The organism is Pseudoalteromonas sp. SA25, assembly GCF_011378705.1.
In the GTDB taxonomy this organism is placed as follows: Bacteria; Pseudomonadota; Gammaproteobacteria; order Enterobacterales; family Alteromonadaceae; genus Pseudoalteromonas; species Pseudoalteromonas arctica.
Genome location: NZ_WTKV01000018.1, coordinates 17,825 through 37,711, shown reverse-complemented (window position 1 = coordinate 37,711; position 19,887 = coordinate 17,825). Strand labels below are relative to the sequence as shown.

The following is a 19,887-nucleotide window of genomic DNA, read 5'->3' as shown; positions in this document are numbered from 1 at the left end:
AAATCAAGCTAATACAATTGCTTAAAGTGTTGTTTTTGTTTGCCACTGTTTTTCTATAATTTAAATTACCATTACTTTTAACTTATTTGGTGCATTTAAACATGTTATTGCACACAACTTGAACCCAAATTAAAAACAAAAAAAGCGCCTACTCCTGGGGAGGTGGTAAGCGCGAAAAGTGCATTATTCATTTTGTATCATGCGTTAACATTTATACTGTTTAATAACTCAGGGCTAATTGCCATTTTATGATTTATTACTTCACCAATCATAATAAGGGTAGGACCTTGAAGGTTGTGTTTAGCATGCTCATTTACTATCAGTTCAAGCGTACTGGTAATTACTTTTTGCTTAGTGGTAGTGGCATTCTCTATTAGTGCAATGGGTGTATTACTTGGCCAGCCCACTGATTGCAAACCGTTGCTTAGCGTTTGTAAGCGCGAAAGCCCCATATAAACCACTAAAGTGGGGTTGTTGTTTGCAGGCATAAACGCGTAATTTTGCCAATGAGGTTGCTTGTTAGGATCGGCAAACTGCGCCGTTAAAAATGTAACACTACGCGCTACATCGCGTGCAGTGAGCGGAATACCCGTATAAGCGGACGTAGCACAAGCCGTTGTAACACCCGGAATAATAGCAAAATTAATATTATGCTTGGTAAGTGCATCGGCTTCTTCGTTAATTCGTGCAAATATACTCGGATCACCGCCTTTTAAACGCACTACGTTTAAGCCTTGTTGCGCGTATTTAACCAGTAGTTCGCAAATGTTAGCTTGGGTCATCGAATGCTTACCAGCACGTTTACCTACAAATACACGCTGCGCTTTTTTAGGAAGCGTTTTTAATAAATCATCGCTTACTAACCAATCGTATAAAACAACATCGGCGGTATTAATTAAACGCTGCGCTTTTACCGTAATTAGCTCTGCGTCTCCTGGGCCCGCACCAATTATATAAACGTTGCCGCTTTTAGCACTGCGATCATTTGAGCTTGTTAGCTTAGTAACAAGCTTATTTAGCCACACGTTTTCAATACCCGAAAAATAAGACAGTACACTCATAATATTCCCCTAAGCCACAGCTGTTGTAACTTTTGGTTCAGAGCTTATAAATACACTGCCGTCTTCAATTTTTGCATTAAAAACCGGTAAGTGTATTGCTTCTGCTTCTAAACATTCGCCTGTTTCTAGGCAAAAGTGTTGCTTATATAAAGGCGATGCGACAACTAATTTATTGTCGATTGAGCCAATAATGCCACGCGATAATACATTGGCTTTGCCAATAGGGTCGTAGTTGCTAATGGCAAACACAGCCGTTGGGTTTTGCGGAATATAAAAAATAGCCACTTGCTGATTATTAACTAATGCGCATACGCCGCTATTAGCCACTAGGTTATCGATTGTTCCAATATTATGCCAAGACATCAGCTTGCTCCTCTTCAACTTCCATTACTGGAATACGGTTTTGTGTATTACGTTGCTCACGTTTTTCGGCTTCTGTAGCAGGGCGAATTTGGTTACGCTCTTGCACAAACAAAATGTTGTCGTCGGTTTCGGGGCTATTAACAAACTGGCGGAATCGTTTGGCAGCATCTGGGCTTTCAATCGCTTTTTTCCACTCACACGCATAAGTTTGTGTAATTAACTCCATTTGCGCTTCTAGCTCGTCGCAAATGCCTAAGCTGTCGTCAATTACTACGCTTTTAAGGTAGTCTAAACCGCCTTCAAGATTTTCCATCCATACCGACGTACGCTGTAATTTGTCAGCCGTTTTAATGTAAAACATAATTACGCGGTCAATATATTTAATAAGTGTTGGCGTGTCTAAATCGGTCGCAAATAAATCAGCATGGCGAGGGCGCATACCGCCATTACCACAGACGTATAAGTTCCAGCCGTTTTCGGTGGCTATAATGCCAATATCTTTACTTTGTGCTTCGGCGCATTCGCGGGTACAACCCGATACCGCCATTTTAAATTTATGCGGCGCACGTAACCCTTTGTAGCGGTTTTCTATTTCTATTGCGTGTCCAACGCTATCTTGCACACCATAACGACACCACGTACTACCCACACACGATTTAACGGTTCTAAGAGACTTACCATAGGCATGACCTGTCTCAAATCCAGCTTCTATAAGTCGCTCCCAAATAACAGGAAGCTCTTCTAAGCGCGCACCAAATAAATCAATACGCTGACCGCCAGTGACTTTACAGTACAGGTTAAAGTCTTTGGCTACTTGTCCAATTACAATGAGTTTGTCGGGCGTTATTTCGCCACCAGCAATACGGGGTACTACAGAGTACGAACCATCTTTTTGCATGTTTGCTAGGTACGTATCGTTAGTGTCTTGTAAGCCAACATGAGCGGGTTCTAAAATAAAGTCGTTCCATGTTGAAGCTAAAATAGAGCCAATGGCAGGTTTACATATTTCACAGCCATGACCGCTGCCGTGTTTAGTTAGTAAGTCATCAAAGCTTTTAATGCTTTCTACTTTTACCATGTGCAGTAGTTCTTGGCGTGAATACGCAAAGTGCTCACATACATGGTTGTTTACTTCAACACCGCGACTTGCTAATTCGTTATCAACAACTGATTTTAATAACGCAGCACAACCGCCACAGCCGCTTGCTGCTTTAGTGCATGATTTTACCGAGGCTAAATCGCATGAGCCGCCATCAATTGCACCTACAATGTCGCCTTTACTCACATTGTGACACGAACAAATAGTGGCTGTGTCGGGTAGGGCACTGCTAGATAACGACTGCGCGCCGCCGCTGTCTGGTAAAATTAAACACTCAGGGTTTTCTGGTAAGTCCATGTCGTTAAGCATGTACTGCAATAAAGTATCGTAGTCGCTGGTATCGCCAACTAGTACAGCGCCCAGTAATTTATCGCCTTTTTCACTTAGTATGATTTTTTTATAACAGCCGCGAATAGCGTCTTGATATATAAGCTCTTTACAGTCTGGCGTTTTTGCATGAGCGTCGCCAATTGAGCCTACTTCTACGCCTAATAGCTTAAGTTTGGTGCTCATATCGGCACCTAAAAACTCAAGCTCGCCACCACTTAATTGACTCGCTGCAACGCGCGCCATGTTGTAACCCGGTGCTACTAAACCAAATAGTTTTTTGTCCCACAGGGCACATTCACCAATGGCTAAAATATCAGGATCTGACGTTTGGCATTGGTTATTAATAATAATACCGCCGCGTTCACCGAGTTCTAAATCAGCAATTTTACCTAGCTGATCATACGGACGAATACCGGCAGAGAACAAAATTAGATCTGTTTCTAAAAATGACTCGTCCGAAAAATTTAATCTAAATCGACTGGTTGCGCCTTTTACTATTTCGCTGGTTGCTTTTGATGTATGTACTGTTACGCCGAGTTTTTCTATTTTATTTTTTAGTAGCGTACCGCCTTGTCCATCAAGTTGAACAGCCATAAGTTGTGGCGCAAATTCAACTACGTGGGTATCAAGCCCTAGTTGCTTAATGGCGTTTGCGGCTTCAAGCCCCAACAAACCACCACCAATAACTACACCGCTTTTACTTACAGCGGCACTGGCTTTTATTTGTTCTAAATCTTCTAATGTGCGATACACCAAACAATGGGGTTGGTTGTTACCTTTTATAGGCGGCACAAACGGAAACGAACCTGTCGCGAGTATCAGTTTGTCGTACGGGTATTGCTCACCGGTTAATGTGGTCACTATTTTTGCTGATCTATCAATGCCCTCAACCCACTGGCTGGTATGCACATTAATATTAAGCTGTTTGTAGTTGTCGTGAGTGGTAAGTGCTAAATCGGCGGCGGTTTTGCCATCAAATACACTTGATAAGTACACGCGATCGTATGCAAGATTTGCTTCTCCGCAAAGTACAGTAATGTCTGCGTTGGCATCGCTTTGGCGCATTTGCTCAACAAAGTGGTGTCCGACCATACCATTACCAATAATGAGTATTTTTTGCGAGGTTTGCATAGGGCATTCCTTAAAGTGACGGTTTAAATACAAATAACAAAAAAGCCCGCCACAAATACGCAATATGCATAACTGTGTGCGGGCTTCTTTGCCGATGGTTGCTAATAGCTATTGTGCTCACAACCTAAATTTTTGCCGTAAGTAAAATGGGCTTGTTAATAGAATGTTTGCAAAAATACAGCCAGTTTTTTAAGTTATTGTTTAAATAGTATTTAATGTGTTTTTAGAGTGAGGATAAAACCTATTTTGTTATATGTTGGTGCGCGCCTGGCACTAAGAGGGTGCAAGTATTGTCATTGTTTTGTGCATTATCAGTCAATAAAACACCCATTATCATTCATTGTGTATTGGGTTAAATTTATCCCATGAAATACGCACACGAATTACGAGCAAAATGATAAATACAAACTCAATAGATGCTTCACCTTTTCACGAAGGCGAGCTGGCAATACAAGACAAACTCGGTAAACGAGAAATAATGGAAACATTTGGCAAACGTGCCGTGCGCTCATTTATGCCAAAGCAGCATCAAGCCTTTTTTGAGCAGTTACCATTTGTGGTTGCAGGCAGTGTTGATGAAAATGCTAATCCGTGGGTATCTATTGTTTCAGGACAGTCAGGCTTTTTAAGCACCCCAACTCCTACGTCGTTATTAATGAAGCACGCGGTTGATAAAAACGACCCCTTACATAACACGTTAAATATTGTCGGCTCGCCAATTGGTTTATTAGGCATTGAGCTGGGCACGCGTAGGCGTAACCGTTTAAATGTGCGCGTAGGTGAGGCAATTGACGATAATCAGGTGAGTTTTAATGTTGATCAATCCTTTGGAAATTGCCCACAGTATATTCAAACGCGCGACTTAACGTTTAATAGAGATCCTTTACTTAAAAGTAATGCGGTACAAAAAGTTGAATTTAATACACTTGATAACGCAGCCAGTATGTTAATTGACACAACCGATACATTTTTTGTTTCAAGCTTTATAACCGCCAAAAACAATCCAAAAATTGAAGGTGTTGATGTTTCTCACCGTGGTGGATTGCCGGGTTTTGTAAAGCGAGAAGGTAACACATTAACGATTCCTGATTACGCAGGTAATAATTTTTTTAATACCTTGGGTAACTTTTTATTAAACCCAAAAGCAGGTTTGTTATTTCCTGATTTTGACACGGGTAATGTATTAATGCTTACCGGCAGTGTTGAAATTTTATGGGACGGGCACCCAGAGCTTGAAGGCTTTATTGGTGCAGACCGAGGCTGGAAATTCACCCTCACTAAAGGAATGTGGCTTAAAAACTTACTCCCGTTTAGTGCTAAATTTGATGCTTATTCCCCTAACACTAAAATGACGGGCACGTGGCTTGAGGCTGATAAAAACAAACAAGCCGAAAAACTAAAACATACTTGGCAGCCTTTAAAAGTAACCAAAATAATTAAAGAAAGTAATGTAATTACCTCCTTTTATTTAGAAGGGCATAACAATACAACCTTGTTACCGTTTAAAGCTGGGCAGCATTTAACTGTACAAATACCGTGTAAAAATAGTAGCAATAACAGTAATAGCAAACCTGTTATTAGAACCTACACCGTGTCATCAAGCCCTCATGAACTATTTTATAGGTTATCGATTAAAAAAGAGCTCAGTGGCGAGGTATCTAACTACTTTCATAATAACGTAAAAGTAGGCGACGTTATTTTAGCTAAATACCCACAAGGGCAGTTTTTTATTGACCCAACCAGCATTAAACCTGCGGTGCTAATTGGTGGCGGAATAGGCATTACACCTATGATCTCAATGGCTAAACACATTGCACACGAAGGGTTAAGAACCCGTTATACTCGCCCGTTGCATATTTTTCACAGTGCTAAAAACACCCAACAGCGTGCGTTTTATAACGAGCTAAAAACACTTGCAGATACGAGTGGCGGGGCGATAGATTACTACTCACTTTTATCGCAGCCTGAGCTTAGTGAAAAACAAGGCGATGGCTTTAACGTAAAAGATGAGAGCTTTAATTTAAAAGACAAAAGCTTTGATTTAAAAGGGCGCATAAATGCGGATGTATTTAGATACTATTTACCACTTGATGATTACGAGTTCTTTTTATGCGGACCAGAAGCGTTTATGCAGCACGTATATAACGAGCTGTTATTGCTCGGTGTGCAGGATAAAAATATATTTGCTGAAGCATTTGGGCCCTCCAGTATTAAGCGCCAAGTGCTTAACACAAAAGAAGCACCTAATAAAAGCAAAGAGATTAGCACTGAGGAAGCCGACAACACCGTAATTAAATTTAGCAAATCAGGCTTTGAACAACGCTGGAATAAAGGCGATAACACTATACTTAATGTAGCCGAATCTCATGGTTTAGAACCTGAATTTGGCTGTCGAAACGGCAGCTGCGGCAGTTGCGCTGTAAAAATAAACGCAGGCGCTGTGGTTTATCGCAATACCGTAAGTTACCCAGTAGAGACAGGGCAGGCGCTAATTTGCTGCGCCGTACCTGCTAAAGGCGTTGATGAGCTTGATATAGAGCTGTAGTGTTTTGCAAGAAAACACTAAGTTTTAATTTAATTTGGAATGTAAAACTTGTGAAGCAAAAGTACTGGGGTGGCTTAATGTCATTAAGAGATGTTGATAAATACTCTTTATGAGAGGCGAGTTACCCGTTTGTACTCCTATTAATAATAAGCGCAGAGATGGAAGGTATAATGCCTTCCAACCTGATATGTAAACTCTACCTAAGGTACTTATCTCACTAAGTTGTGATACAGTGGCACACCTATTGCAAATATAAGCCCTAAGAAAAAACCGACTAAAGCAGCCGTTACACTCCAAAATGACCACTTGCTCTGAACAACTTGAAAGTGTTCAATACTATCCCATCTCTTATTTCTCCATGCCCATTCTCGTCCTTTAAAACCTAAAACAAATGCCATGATAAAACCAATATAAGGTACAAGAACAAGTAGGCCAATCCATGTGCGATTATTTACCGCCCATATCCAATTGCATAAAAAGGCTCCCCAACTCCATCCTTTTATTCCTTCGGGTAGATTATGATCTTTTCCCATACCTGATGTATTAGCATCACTCTTTATATTTCTACCAAGCTTGGGTTTTGAACGTTTTGCACTCACTTACTCTCTCCTTGAATATATACAACGGCCCTGCAAATTAAATAATTTTTAATTTGTTATAAAAAATAATAACTTGAATCCTATTTGCATTCAATAGTTTACTGTATTTTATGCAGGAAATGATAAAGAGTTTTTCTTTGTCACTATTACTTATTTACACTGTTTCAAAATCATATTTATGTGTAATTGCTTTACCAGAAAGTATTTTCCTTGTTTTATATAAAAATGTCTGCACATTTTAAGAAACCATTCGCAGGATATATTTTAACTTATTGTAAAATAAAAATATTATTCACTAAATTCAGATTTCACTTAAACAAACACAAAAAAAGAGGCTTAATAGCCTCTTATAAAACACTTTTAAAAACTTAAAACTAAGCGAGTAAACCCGCTTTTGTTTCAGGCATTGCTATAAAACCATCAAGTTTACGAACGTTGCTTAGCCATCTTAAAATATTGGGATATTGCTCAAGTGATACGCCACCCTCTGGTGCGTGTGCTATGTACGAAAAATTGGCAATGTCGGCAATAGTTGGCTGAGTGCCTACTAAGTACTCGCGATTTTGTAAGTATGCATCCATTGTTTTAAATAATGTATGGGCAATGTTTATCGCGTTTTGATGATCAAGCTCTGCGCCAAATACAGTAACTAAACGCGCCGAACACGGACCTGAAGCCACAAGCCCTGCAGCAACGCTCAACCAGCGCTGAATGTGTGCTTGAACAGTTACATCTTCAGGGTACCAGGTTCTGTTAGCATCAAATTTTTGTGCCAAGTACAGCAAAATAGCGTTTGAATCGTTAATAACGTCATCGTTATGTTTAAGTACGGGTACTTGTCCAAAAATATTCATATTTAAAAAGTCAGCGTGCTTTTGTGCGCCGTTTTGCAATGCAACATCAACCATATTTACATCAAGCTTTAAAAGCGATGTAAATAGCTCTGCACGATGTGAATGACCAGATAAAGTAAAACGGTATAGCGTTAGATTGCTCATGGGTTGTCCTGTTTTTTTAATTTGAATAGTGATTTTTAATAACGCTATTCTTTCATCATTATGGGTTTTGAAAAACCGAGCTAGTAAGGAATAAATGTCAATGCTATATTGACAATCATGGATACTATTATTGGCATTAAAACAATCATCGCGGTTGTTGAAACAGGCTCTTTTACAGCCGCAGGCGACAGGCTAGGGCTTTCAAAGGCACTGGTAAGTAAATATGTGGGCATTGTAGAGGAAGACTTAGGGGTTAGATTATTTAACCGCTCCACGCGCAGAATTTCAATTACCGAAGCGGGGCAAAGTTATTACACAAGCGTAGTGCCTGTAATTGAAAGCTACAGCGAAATGCTCGATAACTTATCGGGTCAAACAGCACTTGCCAGCGGCAAACTTCGGGTGAGTGCGCCGGTGTCGTTTGGCGAATCAAATCTTGCGCCGTTAATGCCTGAGTTACTGAGCCGTTATCCTGATTTAAGTATTGATTTAGTGCTTTCAGATAAAACAATTGATTTGTTAGAAGAGGGGGTTGATTTAGCAATTAGAATTGGCAGTGTGTCTGACTCTAATTTAATCGCGAGGCAAATTACCAGTTACCCTTTAATTTTATGTGCATCAGCCGAATACATTCAGCGCTTTGGCGCACCAGCGAGTGTTAACGAGCTTGAGCAACATGCTACGGTGATTGATAGTAACTTTAAAATAGGTCGCCATTGGCCTCTAGTTTCACCTAGTGGTGAGGCATTAACGGCAAGCGTAAACTCGCGTGTTTCGGTTAATAATCCGCAAGCAGTAAAAGAGGTGGTTGTGGCGGGTGGCGGTATTGGCTTAATTCCTGAAATAGTGGTGAGAGACGATATTGCATCGGGTAAGCTTGTACAGGTTATGCGGGACTATAAAACCTTTGAGTTTGGCTTATTTGCTATTTATCCGCATAGAAAATTTGTGGCTCAAAAGGTTACGTCGTTTATTCAGTTTTTATTTGAAAAGTTTGAAGCTAAGCCAAAAACAAAAAAGCCTAAAATCAGTTAAGTGATTTTAGGCTTTTTAAAGTAGGTCATTTAAAACAGTTGCTTACTTAAAAATGGCGCTTACTTAAAACAACCACTTACTTTAATATAATAACTGGCACATCGTTGTTTTCGAGCATTTTAATGGTATTACTGCCCACAAAAAACTGCCTTAACTTAGAATGCCCAAAAGCCCCCATAACAATTAAATCAATGTTATTTTGTTCTTTGTATTGCATTAACGAGTCAAAAACATTGCCCTCTAAAAAGCTTGCAGACACTTCAAAACCCATACTACTGAGTTTAAATTGAGCGTTAAGAAACTTCTCTTCTAAGTTCTTCTCATTATTATTAATACTCACTAAATGACAATGAAGCCCATGTAATAAACCGCCATCAATGACTTGTTGCAGTGCTTTGTCGGCTGTTTCGCGGCCATCGTACGCAATCATAAATGATTTAGGTTGCTTAAACTTTCTAGAAATAAGCAATATTGGTTGCGAGGCGCTACGCACGAGCGTTTCGATGTGTGAACCAAGTGCATTTAAATCAACACGATGATCAACACCATTTCGACCAATAACGATTAAGCGAGTATCATCTTTAAAATCAATAATAGCGTCGATTACATCACCGTGACGTTTAATTAATTCATAGTTTTGAATATGAGCAATTTTTGCTTGTACAGCAACCGAGTCGAGTAATTCATCTGCTAGTTTTAAAGAAACTTTACTACGGTGTTCATCGAGTTTTGTCATTTCTTCAAGCAAAGCCGATTGGGCACCTAAACCAATTGTACCGGTGTAGTTACCTACATTAGTTTGTTGTATTTTTTCAAGAATATGTATAAAGCTAATTGATTTATCTAGCTTTTTTGAAGCCCAAATAGCAGCTTCGGTTACAGCGTGTGTAATGACAGAGCCATCGATACAGGTAATTATTTTTTCCATTACATTCTCCTTAATGACCGCCAAGTAGTTTATCGACTTCTTTGGGGTCGTTATGTACGCCAAACTTATCAACAACTGTTTCGGTTGCGCTATTCATACCAACAATATTAACTGTTGCGCCTTCGCGTCTAAACTTAATAACCACCTTATCGAGTGACGATACACCGGTTATATCCCAAAAGTGGGCATGGGTTAAATCAATTACTACGTTAGAAACCGCATTTTTAAAATCGAACGACGCTATAAACTGCTCAGCTGAGGCAAAAAATACCTGGCCTACAACTTCATAAGTTACTAGGTTTTTAGTTTCATCGTGCTTAGTTGTAACAACCATAAAGCGACCAATTTTGTTCGCAAAAAACAACGTAGCTAGCAATACGCCAACTAAAACACCAATGGCTAGATTATGCGTGGCAACAACCACAATAACGGTTGAAATCATCACTACGTTTGATGAAAGAGGGTTCTTTTTTAAATCTTTAACTGATGCCCACGAAAACGTACCAATCGATACCATAATCATTACTGCAACTAATGCAGCCATAGGAATTAAACGCAGCCACTCATCTAAAAACACCACCATGATGATTAAAAATAAACCAGCAATAAAGGTTGAAAGTCGTCCACGACCGCCCGATTTAACGTTGATGATTGACTGTCCAATCATGGCGCAACCCGCCATACCACCAAATAAACCTGCGCCAATATTAGCAATACCTTGGCCCTTACATTCTTTATTACGATCGCTCGTTGTATCAGTTAAGTCATCAACAATGGTGGCGGTCATCATTGATTCAAGTAAGCCCACAACCGCAAGACCAATTGAATACGGTAAAACAATTTGCAGTGTTTCGAGTGTTAGTGGTACATCGGGCCATAAAAATATAGGTAGGGTGTCTGGCAGTTCGCCCATGTCGCCAACGGTTCTTATATCAAGACCCAAAAACAGTGAAACCAGTGTAATAACAACAATACACACTAAAGGAGAGGGAAGTATTTTGCCAATAGTTGGAATGTATGGGAATAAGTAAATAATACCTAAGCCTGCAGCAGTCATGGCGTAAACATGCCAAGTAACATTGGTAAGCTCAGGTAACTGTGCCATAAATATTAAAATCGCTAATGCGTTTACAAACCCTGTAACAACAGAGCGCGATACAAACCGCATTAACTCACCAAGCTTTAAAAAGCCTGCAAATATTTGCAGTACACCGGTAAGTAAGGTAGCAACCAGTAAGTATTCCAGACCATGATCTTTAACCAGCGTTACCATTAACAGCGCCATTGCACCGGTAGCCGCCGATATCATGCCTGGGCGACCGCCTACAAAGGCAATAATAACCGCAATACAAAATGAGGCGTATAAACCCACTTTAGGATCAACACCCGCAATAATAGAAAAGGCAATAGCTTCCGGTATTAGGGCAAGCGCCACAACAATACCAGCAAGCACATCACCACGAACATTAGAGAGCCAATCTCTTTTTACGTGATCAAACATGTAATAAACCTAATTAGTTAGTTTCCCAAAGTATAGGGGAGTATTTTATTTAAATAACAATGATTCTCGCGCAGATGGCGATTAAGGGTGCACGCAACGTGCTGATGAAAAAGGGAGTGGTTGCCTAGGGCGGCGTAAGTTTCAAGTAAAAAGCTCCTTTTTGATTAATTAATTTACTAGCTACGTGAAAATAACATAAGAAAAAGTTTGTTTCTAGCGAATAGAAAAATAGAAGGTTACGGCTGATGAATAAAAGCCTAGTTACATTTTAGAAACATATACAATAAATAAGTTATTAATTATATAAAATAACTTAGTATATTAACAGTGAGCTATTAAGGTAATTATAATACTATGTTATTTAAAACACTCGTTATTTGCACTGTTTTAGTGCACTCAAACGTTTTTTTATTTAATCTGGTGCGTAACTGGAGTTAAATAAATGCTTCTGTATATTCTAACGTTATATTGTTGACAAGATGTAACTTGTCGCTATTATACATTCTTCAAAAAACTCCAAATTACTTTTTATTTTACGTAAAAATAAAACATGTTTGATATAAATAATGGAAATTAAATAAGTGAAAACGGAGCAATTAAGGATACCTTACGGTTTTACCCTTATTGAATTAATGATAGTAATTGCTATTATCGGGATTTTATATGCAATTGCACTTCCAAGTTATACGAGTTACATACAACAAAGTCGAAGAGCTGATATCCAACAGGTTTTACTACAGCAAACAGCTGTTTTAGAAAGGCAATACACTCGTGTTGGTGGTTACCCAAATACATTTACTTTTCCTACCTCAGATTATTACTCCTTTAGCTATACAACCGATGCAACTACAGGCGCTTCAAATGGGTCTGAATTTACAATACAAGTTACACCTAAAGGTGCTCAGAAAAGTGATGAGTGTGGCAAGTTGTCTGTAAATCAAAGTGGTACTAAGTCAGCAGATAAATCTAAATGCTGGTAAAAAAAAGCCTTGGTTTTACTTTACTCGAAGTTTTAATCACGATGACCATTATTGGTATTTTAACTGCAGTTGCGACTCCTTCGTTTATTACTTTTATAAAGCGGGATAGATTAGTTACAAATTCGAATCAACTGCACAGTGTTTTTAAATTTGCGCGTAGTGAAGCCATTAAAAGAGATCAAAGTGTTTCTATCAAAACGTTGAATAAACAATGGCTAGTAAAAACTGCTATTAATTCGACGCAAACCACGTTAAATATTTTTGAAACTACACATAGCAGCATTTCTGTAGATTTAAAGAATATTAATATTTCAAGTACGGGTGAATTAGGCCAAATGTATCAAATCTTGGTGAGCGATAAGGACAGTACAACTGGCGACTTTACTTTATGTATTTTACAAAGTGGACAAAGTTGGTTAGTTGAGGCCCCAGAGACATGCTAATAAATTACAGCAAAGGGTTTTCTCTTTTAGAAGTTATGGTTGCTTTAATTGTCGCGACGGTTGCATTGTTAGGGCTTGCTTCAGGTCAACTAAAATCATTGCAATATATTACAAACAGCTTTAATTATACGGTGTCAATAATTGAGGCTAATAATGTTTTAGAGCGTATTTGGCCTCATTTATGCGAGCTACAACAAACAGATCCAAGTTTGTACAACGATACTGACTTTAGAAATTATTTATCCCCACAAATTGATGCATATACACTCACTCTACCTGCTAACTTTTCAAATGATTTATCGGTTGAAGTAACCTGGCAAGATAAGCGTTTGACTGACAACTTAGAAAATCGCGTTGTAATTACAGGAAGCTTCCCAACACTACCTGATGGTTGCACGCCATGAAACATCTAATAAATAAACATAAAGGCTTTACTTTAATAGAGCTTATGGTTGCACTTGCTGCAGGTATGTTTCTATTAGGCGGTGTGAGTCTGGCTTATTCTTCAATTAATAGCAGTACCAGCACAGCAAAAGATTTAGAAAATGCATTAGATGTAATCCGATTTAGCAGTAAAGTATTTACACGAAGTCTAAAACAAACCAACTCAGTCCCTACTTACACAAATAATATTCTAAGTGTTGAGCAAGAGATGGGGTCATCTGCTTGTACTGGCTTAACTATTAGTGCGCCATTTATCGAAAAATATAGCCATGAAGATGACTCATTATTTTGTGATGTAGGGAATGGGAAAGTAAAAATATTAAAAGGTGTTAATGCAATTAGCTACGTAATTGATAACAACGTAGTGAGTGTCCTTGTAGAACCTACAAACTTACCAAGCCAATTCAATAACAGCTTAGTGATTGATATATCTTTGTCGCAAATGGTAATGAATAAGGCATTTCAATAAATGAAAAATACATCTGGTTTTACACTTGTTACTGTACTTATTTTAACATCTATGGCTTCAATTGTTGTACTTAGTACTCTTAGAGATAGTGTGATCCAGGAGCGCTTGAGTGGTAATTTTCAGAAAAAATTGAACGCAAGGCTGATGTCTGAGAAAGGGGTATTTTCAAGTATTGAAAAACTAGAAACAGCAATGCTTGCAGACCCGACTATAAATATTAACGATTTAATAGCCCATAATAGTGAAGTTTCTGGTACAAGTTCGCTTGAATCTAGTATATACAATGCAACCATTGAGATTGACAGTAATGGCGATATTTTAATTTCTAGCGAAGGTACTCGCTTTGAAGGTGAAAATCAAATGCAAGCTATATTCGAATATGTAGCTGGTGGGGGCGGAACGACCAGCAGTGCCTCAGCTTTTTCGAATGGAATTACAGGATGTTCTGGTGTTGCAATTAGTGGAAGTGGCTTAATTGATAGCTATGATTCGTCTTTAGGGGATTATAACGACACACTAGCTGATGGTAACAAAAATACATCAGAAGAATCTTTTGTTAATACAGTTAACGACTCTGGTGATATTACGCTCAATGGTAGCGGTACAATTGAAGGTAATGTTCTATCCTCTAGTAATTTATCAATTGTTCAAGGTGCTGATATTACAGGCAATATTCATAGTAATGGAAATTTAATACTCTCTGGTGGCGTGGTCGTTGGAGGGGATGCATCGGCATATTTAAGTTTCACACAAAGTAGTGGTACTGTTTCAGGTAGTATTTCAGCAAACCAATCTGTATCAGTAAAGCAAACTCCAGTTGGTGGTGATATTAGTTCATCAGGTCCAATTTCTATTACAGGTAAAGCAGTCCAAGGAACAATTCGTTCATATGATTTAGTCGCTCTTAATCAAACAACAATATGGCACGGGGTGTATACCTCCGGTAATTATGAGCAAACAGGGGGAAGTGTATACGGTGGAGTACGTGTTCAAGGTAATGTGACGCTTAAACAGTGGGGCAGTACTATTGATAGTAAAGACCTTAGATACGCAGGTAATGGCTCTTTTAAGGGCGACACACTAGAGTATGCTCTTTCACCTTATAAAGTATCAAGTACAGCCATATCAATACCAACTATTGAGCCAGTTGAAAAAATAACACCAGAAAGTGAAAATAATAGAGGGTTAACTGCGTGTGATCCACTTGATATTGCAACAGCAATTGATAGCGTGTCAGTTAATACGACAAGCCCTGACCTTTTTATAAATAACAATAGCAGAGCTGGTGACTTACTCGAGTTAGAAACTAACACGGCTAACTTTTTAGTAGACTTTGGAAGCACTCCAGATGGTACCATCACTGCTAAAGCTGCAACTTTCCTTGATTCAGAAACTCAAATATTTTATTTTGATGATGTAACAATTAAAGGCCGAATGCAGGTAAAAAGTAATCATAATGCAGTTATGTTTGTAGATGGTGATTTTACAATGAATGGCGCAAGTTCGCTAACAATCCCTGATAACAGCAGCTTAACTATCATAATTAAAGGAAAGCTTAAGATAGGAAATGGGGCACAAGTTTACGCACCTGACAATGGGATTACAAATGAAGGCAGGCCCGTTTTTAGTATTTATAGTTCTTACAGTGGAAATGATACTGGAATAGAGTTTTCAGGTGGTACACGAGAGCTTTATGCTGTTATATACGCACCACTTTCACAAGTTAAAGTTACTTCAGCAGTTGGTTTTAAAGGGTCTATTTTAGGAGATACTGTTATTGTAAGCGGCGCCGGTGGTATTCACTTTGACACGGCATTAAATGAAGCCAGTTTTGGTGGTTCTTCATCTGGTGGTAATGGATCTGCAAGCAAATTAGTTTTCAAAGGATGGCGCTTTACCCCCGTTGAAAAAAGCAATGAATAACAAAGCTATTAGGTCATTATTCAAAGCCCAATTCTATAAGGGAATCTATCAGGATTATTAAATTAATTACTTTGCTCAAGATTTGCTTATTTAAAACTCAAACGTAAAACCAAACTCTCTTAATTTTTCGTACACGTTTATGTCAAAACGGTACAAAGTCGCGGCTCTGTGAGCTACATTTGTTTGTTTTTCTTTGCAGTTTATTAGTAAGTTCATTTTTTGAAACTTACGTCTAAAGTTAGGTTTATCGAGTGATTTATTTAAAATCGACTCGTAAATTCCTTGTAGCTCAAGCAGGGTAAATTTTTCAGGGAGTAAGCTAAAACCAATAGGCTCGTGCCTTACTTTATAGCGTAAGTAGTCTAAGCCACTTTTTAAAATATCGGCATGGTCAAACATTAAAGCCGGTACACTATTTACATCAAACCATTCACATTCTAAAGCATTATCGCCGCTCACAAGGTTGGTTTCTTCAAAGCGAACGAGCGAATAATAAACAATAGTAATAATGCGTCTAGCAGGGTAGCGGTCTACGTTACCAAAAGCACCTAACTGATCTAAGTACAGGTTTTCAACACCGGTCGTACTTTTAACAACACGTAAAGCTGCAAGGTCTAAGTTTTCATCTTTACGAACCCAATGACCAATTAAACCCCACTGGCTTGTTGCAAGGCCGCGGTTATATTTAACCAGCAACACCTTTAACTTACCTTCATGAATAGCAAATACAATATTATCTACGGTTAGATTACTAATGCAGTCATCAGGAATCGATTCTTCGTCGATGTTGTTAGAAATGTTTGATGTTTTATAGTGCATAAATTACTCAGCCAAAGCTATACGAAGATATTGTTATAAAGACTATTAAGGGTATATAAAAGGTGGGTAAAGCGCAAATAAAAAGCTTTTATAATTCCTATTTAAAACAATCACATCTATTTAATTAATCACTTTATACACTGTACCTGTTTTTACGCGTTAACGCCGATATTCGACTTTGGTTTGGTATTGGTTTTTTATTGAACGAATAATACCTTTGTATGTTAGTAAATTTAACGCTTAATTAGCGCCATGTATTAAATAAATTACTGGCTGATTAAAAATGTAACATAAATGTTTACATGCGCTAAAAATGCATATAGTATTTTTGACTATATCGATTTGCATTGAAAATTGAGCACACATGAACAACACAAAACACACACTCACAATTAAAGAAAAAATAGGGTACGGCCTTGGTGATACAGCCAGTAATATTGTATTTCAAATGGTCGCTAACTTTATGTTGATATTTTATACCGATGTTTACGGTTTATCTGCAGCCGCTGCGGGTACCTTATTATTAGCGGTTCGTTTATTTGATGGTATTACCGACCCTATAATGGGCAGCATTGCCGATAGAACGCGCAGCCGTTGGGGCTCTTACCGCCCATATATATTATTTTTAGCCGTGCCTTACGGTGTGTTTGCTTGCTTAGCATTCATAACTCCAGATTTTGATTCTACGGGCAAGCTTATATATGCCTACTTTACTTACGGGCTATTAATGACGTGTTATACCGCCATTAATATACCGTACGGCGCACTTGGCGCAGTAATGACAAACGACCCTAAAGAGCGTGCATCGCTTCAGTCATACCGCTTTGCAATGGCAATGGCTGCACTGCTTGTAATTGTATGGGCACTGCCTAAGCTAGTTGCTTTTTTTGGCGACGGCGACGATGTAGTTGGTTACCCGCTAGCCATGGTGTTTTTAGGCGGACTTGCAGCGGCTTGTTTTTTACTGTGTTTTAAAATGACCAAAGAAACCAAACAAGTTAAACCCGCGCAAAGTAAAAAGAATGCCTTCCTTGAATTTTTAAGCTTATTTAAAAACGATCAATGGGTTGTTATAGCCGTTATAAGCCTAGCAACATTAATATTAATTGGCGTTAGAGCTTCAGTAGCACCGCATTATATTAAGTACTACGTAGGAGAAGCCTCACTTACTTCTAACTTTTTAACACTCTCAGCAATTGGCTCAGTACTAGGCGCTGTGTCTACCAACTTTTTAACCAAATTTATTGAAAAGAAAACACTATTTATAGTCGCTTTAGTGGTCGTAATTATTTCTCACAGCATGTTTTACGTACTTGAGAGCGACGCCATAGTCACAATTTTTATCGTCTACTTTATTGCTAACTTTGCCCACATGATAATTACCCCAATTATGTTTTCGATGGTGGCAGATACGGTTGACTACGGCGCATTAAAAATTGGTCGCAGGTTAACCGCTGTTACGTTTTCGGGTCATTTATTGGCAATAAAACTAGGCTTTGCAATTGGCGGTGCTATTGCAGGGTGGATATTATCTGGCTATGCATACGTGCCTAATCAAGAGCAATCAGAACACACGTTATCAGGCATTTTACTCGCCTTTGCTGGTATTCCAGTAATTTGTACCGTGGCATGTTTAATTTTTATAACACGTTACAAACTTACCGAGCCTGAGGTAAAGCGCATTCAAACGCAGCTGGCTGATAACAAAACCATAAACTAATTTAGCAGCCCATTTTACACCTTTTAAAAGTGCAAAGTGGGCAGGCAATACTAGGAGTAAAAATGCAAAATACAGCACAAGCAGCACCGCCATCTAATGGATTAAGTGACGCTGAACTTAAACAGTTAAAAGACTTACAACGAGCCAACTCGTTAATACAAAATCATAATGTATTAGTTGATCACATGTATACCGCCGATCCGTCTGCGCATGTGTTTAACGGCAAAGTGTATATTTATCCATCGCACGACATTGAATCGAAAAATGAAATTAATGATAACGGCGACCACTTTGCAATGCGCGACTACCATGTGTTTTCCCTTGACGAAAGCTCAGGCAAAGCCATAGACCATGGCGTAGCACTTTGTGTAGACGACGTAAAATGGGCAAGCAAGCAAATGTGGGCACCCGATGCTGCGCATAAACTTGGTCAGTATTACCTTTATTTTCCGGCGCGCGATCAGCAAGGTATTTTTAGAATTGGCGTTGCAAAAAGTGATAGTCCAACAGGTCCATTTAAAGCCGAAGATGATTACATTCAAGGGACGTTTAGTATTGACCCTGCTGTATTTGAAGATGATGACTCAAGCCATTATTTATATTTTGGCGGTTTGTGGGGCGGCCAATTACAAAATTGGCAAACCAGCGAATTTAATGAACAAAGCACGTATCCAAAAAATGGTGAACCTGCAATTCCTGCGCGCGTTGCAAAATTATCGGAAGATATGATCAGCCTAAGCGAAGACGTAAAAGAGGTTGTTGTACTAGATGAAAGCGGCTCGCCAATTACAGTATGCGATAACAACCGCCGCTTTTTTGAAGGCCCTTGGGTACACAAACACAACGGTGTTTATTACTTTTCGTACTCAACGGGCGATACACACAAAATTGTATACGCAACGGGCGATAATCCATACGGACCATTTACCTATCAGGGCGTTATTTTAAACCCAGTACTTGGTTGGACTACGCATCACTCAATTGTTAAGCACAATGATGGTTGGTTTTTATTTTATCACGACAGTACGTTGTCGGGCGGGCAAACCCATTTACGCAGTATGAAAATGGCTAAGCTCGAACACGACTCAAACGGAAAAATTCAAACAATAAGCCCATATGAACACGCTTAACAAAAATAGTTATAAACAATGCAAATTATCTGCATAAGCACCGCTACAGCTTTTATTTGCACAAAAAAGATATAGTCAATATGACCATTAATTTATTTTGTTAATGGTCTAAATAAGAGGAAGCTGAGGACATATGACAAAATGAAAATATTTTAAAGCAAAAAATTAGCACAAAGAATTAGCATAAACATCCTGTTACTTAATGGTTTCTAGTTGAGTAGCACATGTTTAAAACTGGTTGTGGTCTTTGTAAAACGTTTAAAACATACACACACAATAATTATTTATTGACCGTAAAATGAAACAAATAGTTTACAATTATGTTTCGAGTAATTCTTAAAGTCTTGCAGTACGTCAATAATAATTAAA

General features: G+C 38.6%; 17 protein-coding genes. 9 read left to right on the top strand and 8 right to left on the bottom strand.

Annotated elements, in window-relative coordinates; all coding sequences use genetic code 11:
- Positions 1-197: 197 nt before the first annotated feature.
- Genes cobA through nirB form a run of 3 tightly spaced genes read right to left on the bottom strand, consistent with a single transcriptional unit; the run spans position 198 to position 3,984 of the window.
- Positions 198-1,061: a uroporphyrinogen-III C-methyltransferase gene (gene cobA, locus GQR45_RS14790; protein ID WP_010552560.1), complete on the bottom strand. Its 864-nt coding sequence runs from the start codon at positions 1,059-1,061 to the stop codon at positions 198-200.
- 9 nt (positions 1,062-1,070) lie between these two features.
- The gene (gene nirD, locus GQR45_RS14785) at positions 1,071-1,424 is read right to left on the bottom strand and encodes a nitrite reductase small subunit NirD (protein WP_002959861.1); all 354 of its coding nucleotides are present in this window, start codon (positions 1,422-1,424) and stop codon (positions 1,071-1,073) included.
- Positions 1,411-3,984: a nitrite reductase large subunit NirB gene (gene nirB / locus GQR45_RS14780; RefSeq protein ID WP_165726341.1), complete on the bottom strand. Its 2,574-nt coding sequence runs from the start codon at positions 3,982-3,984 to the stop codon at positions 1,411-1,413. The genes nirD and nirB overlap by 14 nt, the downstream gene beginning before the upstream one ends.
- Before the next feature lie 394 nt (positions 3,985-4,378).
- Between nirB and GQR45_RS14775 the strand changes: the two genes are divergently transcribed.
- On the top strand, positions 4,379-6,529 hold the full coding sequence (locus GQR45_RS14775) for a pyridoxamine 5'-phosphate oxidase family protein (protein WP_165726340.1): 2,151 nt from the start codon (positions 4,379-4,381) through the stop codon (positions 6,527-6,529).
- A gap of 209 nt (positions 6,530-6,738) precedes the next feature.
- Here the strand turns inward: GQR45_RS14775 and GQR45_RS14770 are convergent, their stop codons facing one another.
- Complete coding sequence (locus GQR45_RS14770) at positions 6,739-7,128, bottom strand: hypothetical protein (RefSeq protein WP_165726339.1); 390 nt, start codon at positions 7,126-7,128, stop codon at positions 6,739-6,741.
- A 374-nt stretch (positions 7,129-7,502) separates the two neighbouring features.
- Entirely contained in the window at positions 7,503-8,126 is a 624-nt protein-coding gene (locus GQR45_RS14765) for a glutathione S-transferase (RefSeq protein ID WP_165726338.1), read from the bottom strand.
- 117 nt (positions 8,127-8,243) lie between these two features.
- On the opposite strand from GQR45_RS14765, the gene GQR45_RS14760 reads away from it, so the two are divergent.
- On the top strand, positions 8,244-9,161 hold the full coding sequence (locus GQR45_RS14760; RefSeq protein WP_165726337.1) for a LysR family transcriptional regulator: 918 nt from the start codon (positions 8,244-8,246) through the stop codon (positions 9,159-9,161).
- A gap of 76 nt (positions 9,162-9,237) precedes the next feature.
- On the opposite strand, the gene GQR45_RS14755 is transcribed toward GQR45_RS14760, so the two are convergent.
- Both GQR45_RS14755 and GQR45_RS14750 read right to left on the bottom strand, forming a co-directional pair.
- The gene (locus GQR45_RS14755; protein ID WP_165726336.1) at positions 9,238-10,089 is read right to left on the bottom strand and encodes a universal stress protein; all 852 of its coding nucleotides are present in this window, start codon (positions 10,087-10,089) and stop codon (positions 9,238-9,240) included.
- A 10-nt stretch (positions 10,090-10,099) separates the two neighbouring features.
- A complete protein-coding gene (locus GQR45_RS14750) occupies positions 10,100-11,590 on the bottom strand; it encodes a SulP family inorganic anion transporter (RefSeq protein ID WP_121954540.1) in 1,491 nt (496 codons plus the stop codon).
- A gap of 581 nt (positions 11,591-12,171) precedes the next feature.
- Here GQR45_RS14750 and GQR45_RS14745 point away from each other — a divergent pair.
- Genes GQR45_RS14745 through GQR45_RS14725 form a run of 5 tightly spaced genes read left to right on the top strand, consistent with a single transcriptional unit; the run spans position 12,172 to position 15,849 of the window.
- Positions 12,172-12,570 carry a type IV pilin protein gene (locus GQR45_RS14745; RefSeq protein WP_165721814.1) on the top strand — a complete coding sequence of 133 codons (399 nt, stop codon included), beginning with the start codon at positions 12,172-12,174 and terminating at the stop codon, positions 12,568-12,570.
- Positions 12,561-13,013 carry a prepilin-type N-terminal cleavage/methylation domain-containing protein gene (locus GQR45_RS14740; RefSeq protein WP_007585191.1) on the top strand — a complete coding sequence of 151 codons (453 nt, stop codon included), beginning with the start codon at positions 12,561-12,563 and terminating at the stop codon, positions 13,011-13,013. Before GQR45_RS14745 ends, GQR45_RS14740 begins: the two co-directional genes overlap by 10 nt.
- The gene (locus GQR45_RS14735) at positions 13,007-13,417 is read left to right on the top strand and encodes a prepilin-type N-terminal cleavage/methylation domain-containing protein (protein ID WP_007585189.1); all 411 of its coding nucleotides are present in this window, start codon (positions 13,007-13,009) and stop codon (positions 13,415-13,417) included. The genes GQR45_RS14740 and GQR45_RS14735 overlap by 7 nt, the downstream gene beginning before the upstream one ends.
- Complete coding sequence (locus GQR45_RS14730) at positions 13,414-13,926, top strand: prepilin-type N-terminal cleavage/methylation domain-containing protein (protein ID WP_007585188.1); 513 nt, start codon at positions 13,414-13,416, stop codon at positions 13,924-13,926. The genes GQR45_RS14735 and GQR45_RS14730 overlap by 4 nt, the downstream gene beginning before the upstream one ends.
- Positions 13,927-15,849, top strand: coding sequence for a PilX N-terminal domain-containing pilus assembly protein (locus tag GQR45_RS14725; RefSeq protein WP_165726335.1), 1,923 nt, complete (start codon positions 13,927-13,929; stop codon positions 15,847-15,849). It abuts the gene before it with no gap.
- A gap of 90 nt (positions 15,850-15,939) precedes the next feature.
- On the opposite strand, the gene GQR45_RS14720 is transcribed toward GQR45_RS14725, so the two are convergent.
- Positions 15,940-16,668, bottom strand: coding sequence for an NUDIX domain-containing protein (locus tag GQR45_RS14720; RefSeq protein WP_007585186.1), 729 nt, complete (start codon positions 16,666-16,668; stop codon positions 15,940-15,942).
- Between the two features lie 364 nt (positions 16,669-17,032).
- Between GQR45_RS14720 and GQR45_RS14715 the strand changes: the two genes are divergently transcribed.
- Both GQR45_RS14715 and GQR45_RS14710 read left to right on the top strand, forming a co-directional pair.
- Entirely contained in the window at positions 17,033-18,388 is a 1,356-nt protein-coding gene (locus tag GQR45_RS14715) for an MFS transporter (protein WP_007585185.1), read from the top strand.
- Positions 18,389-18,450: 62 nt separating this feature from the next.
- Entirely contained in the window at positions 18,451-19,518 is a 1,068-nt protein-coding gene (locus GQR45_RS14710) for a glycoside hydrolase family 43 protein (RefSeq protein ID WP_007585184.1), read from the top strand.
- The last annotated feature ends 369 nt before the right edge of the window (positions 19,519-19,887 follow it).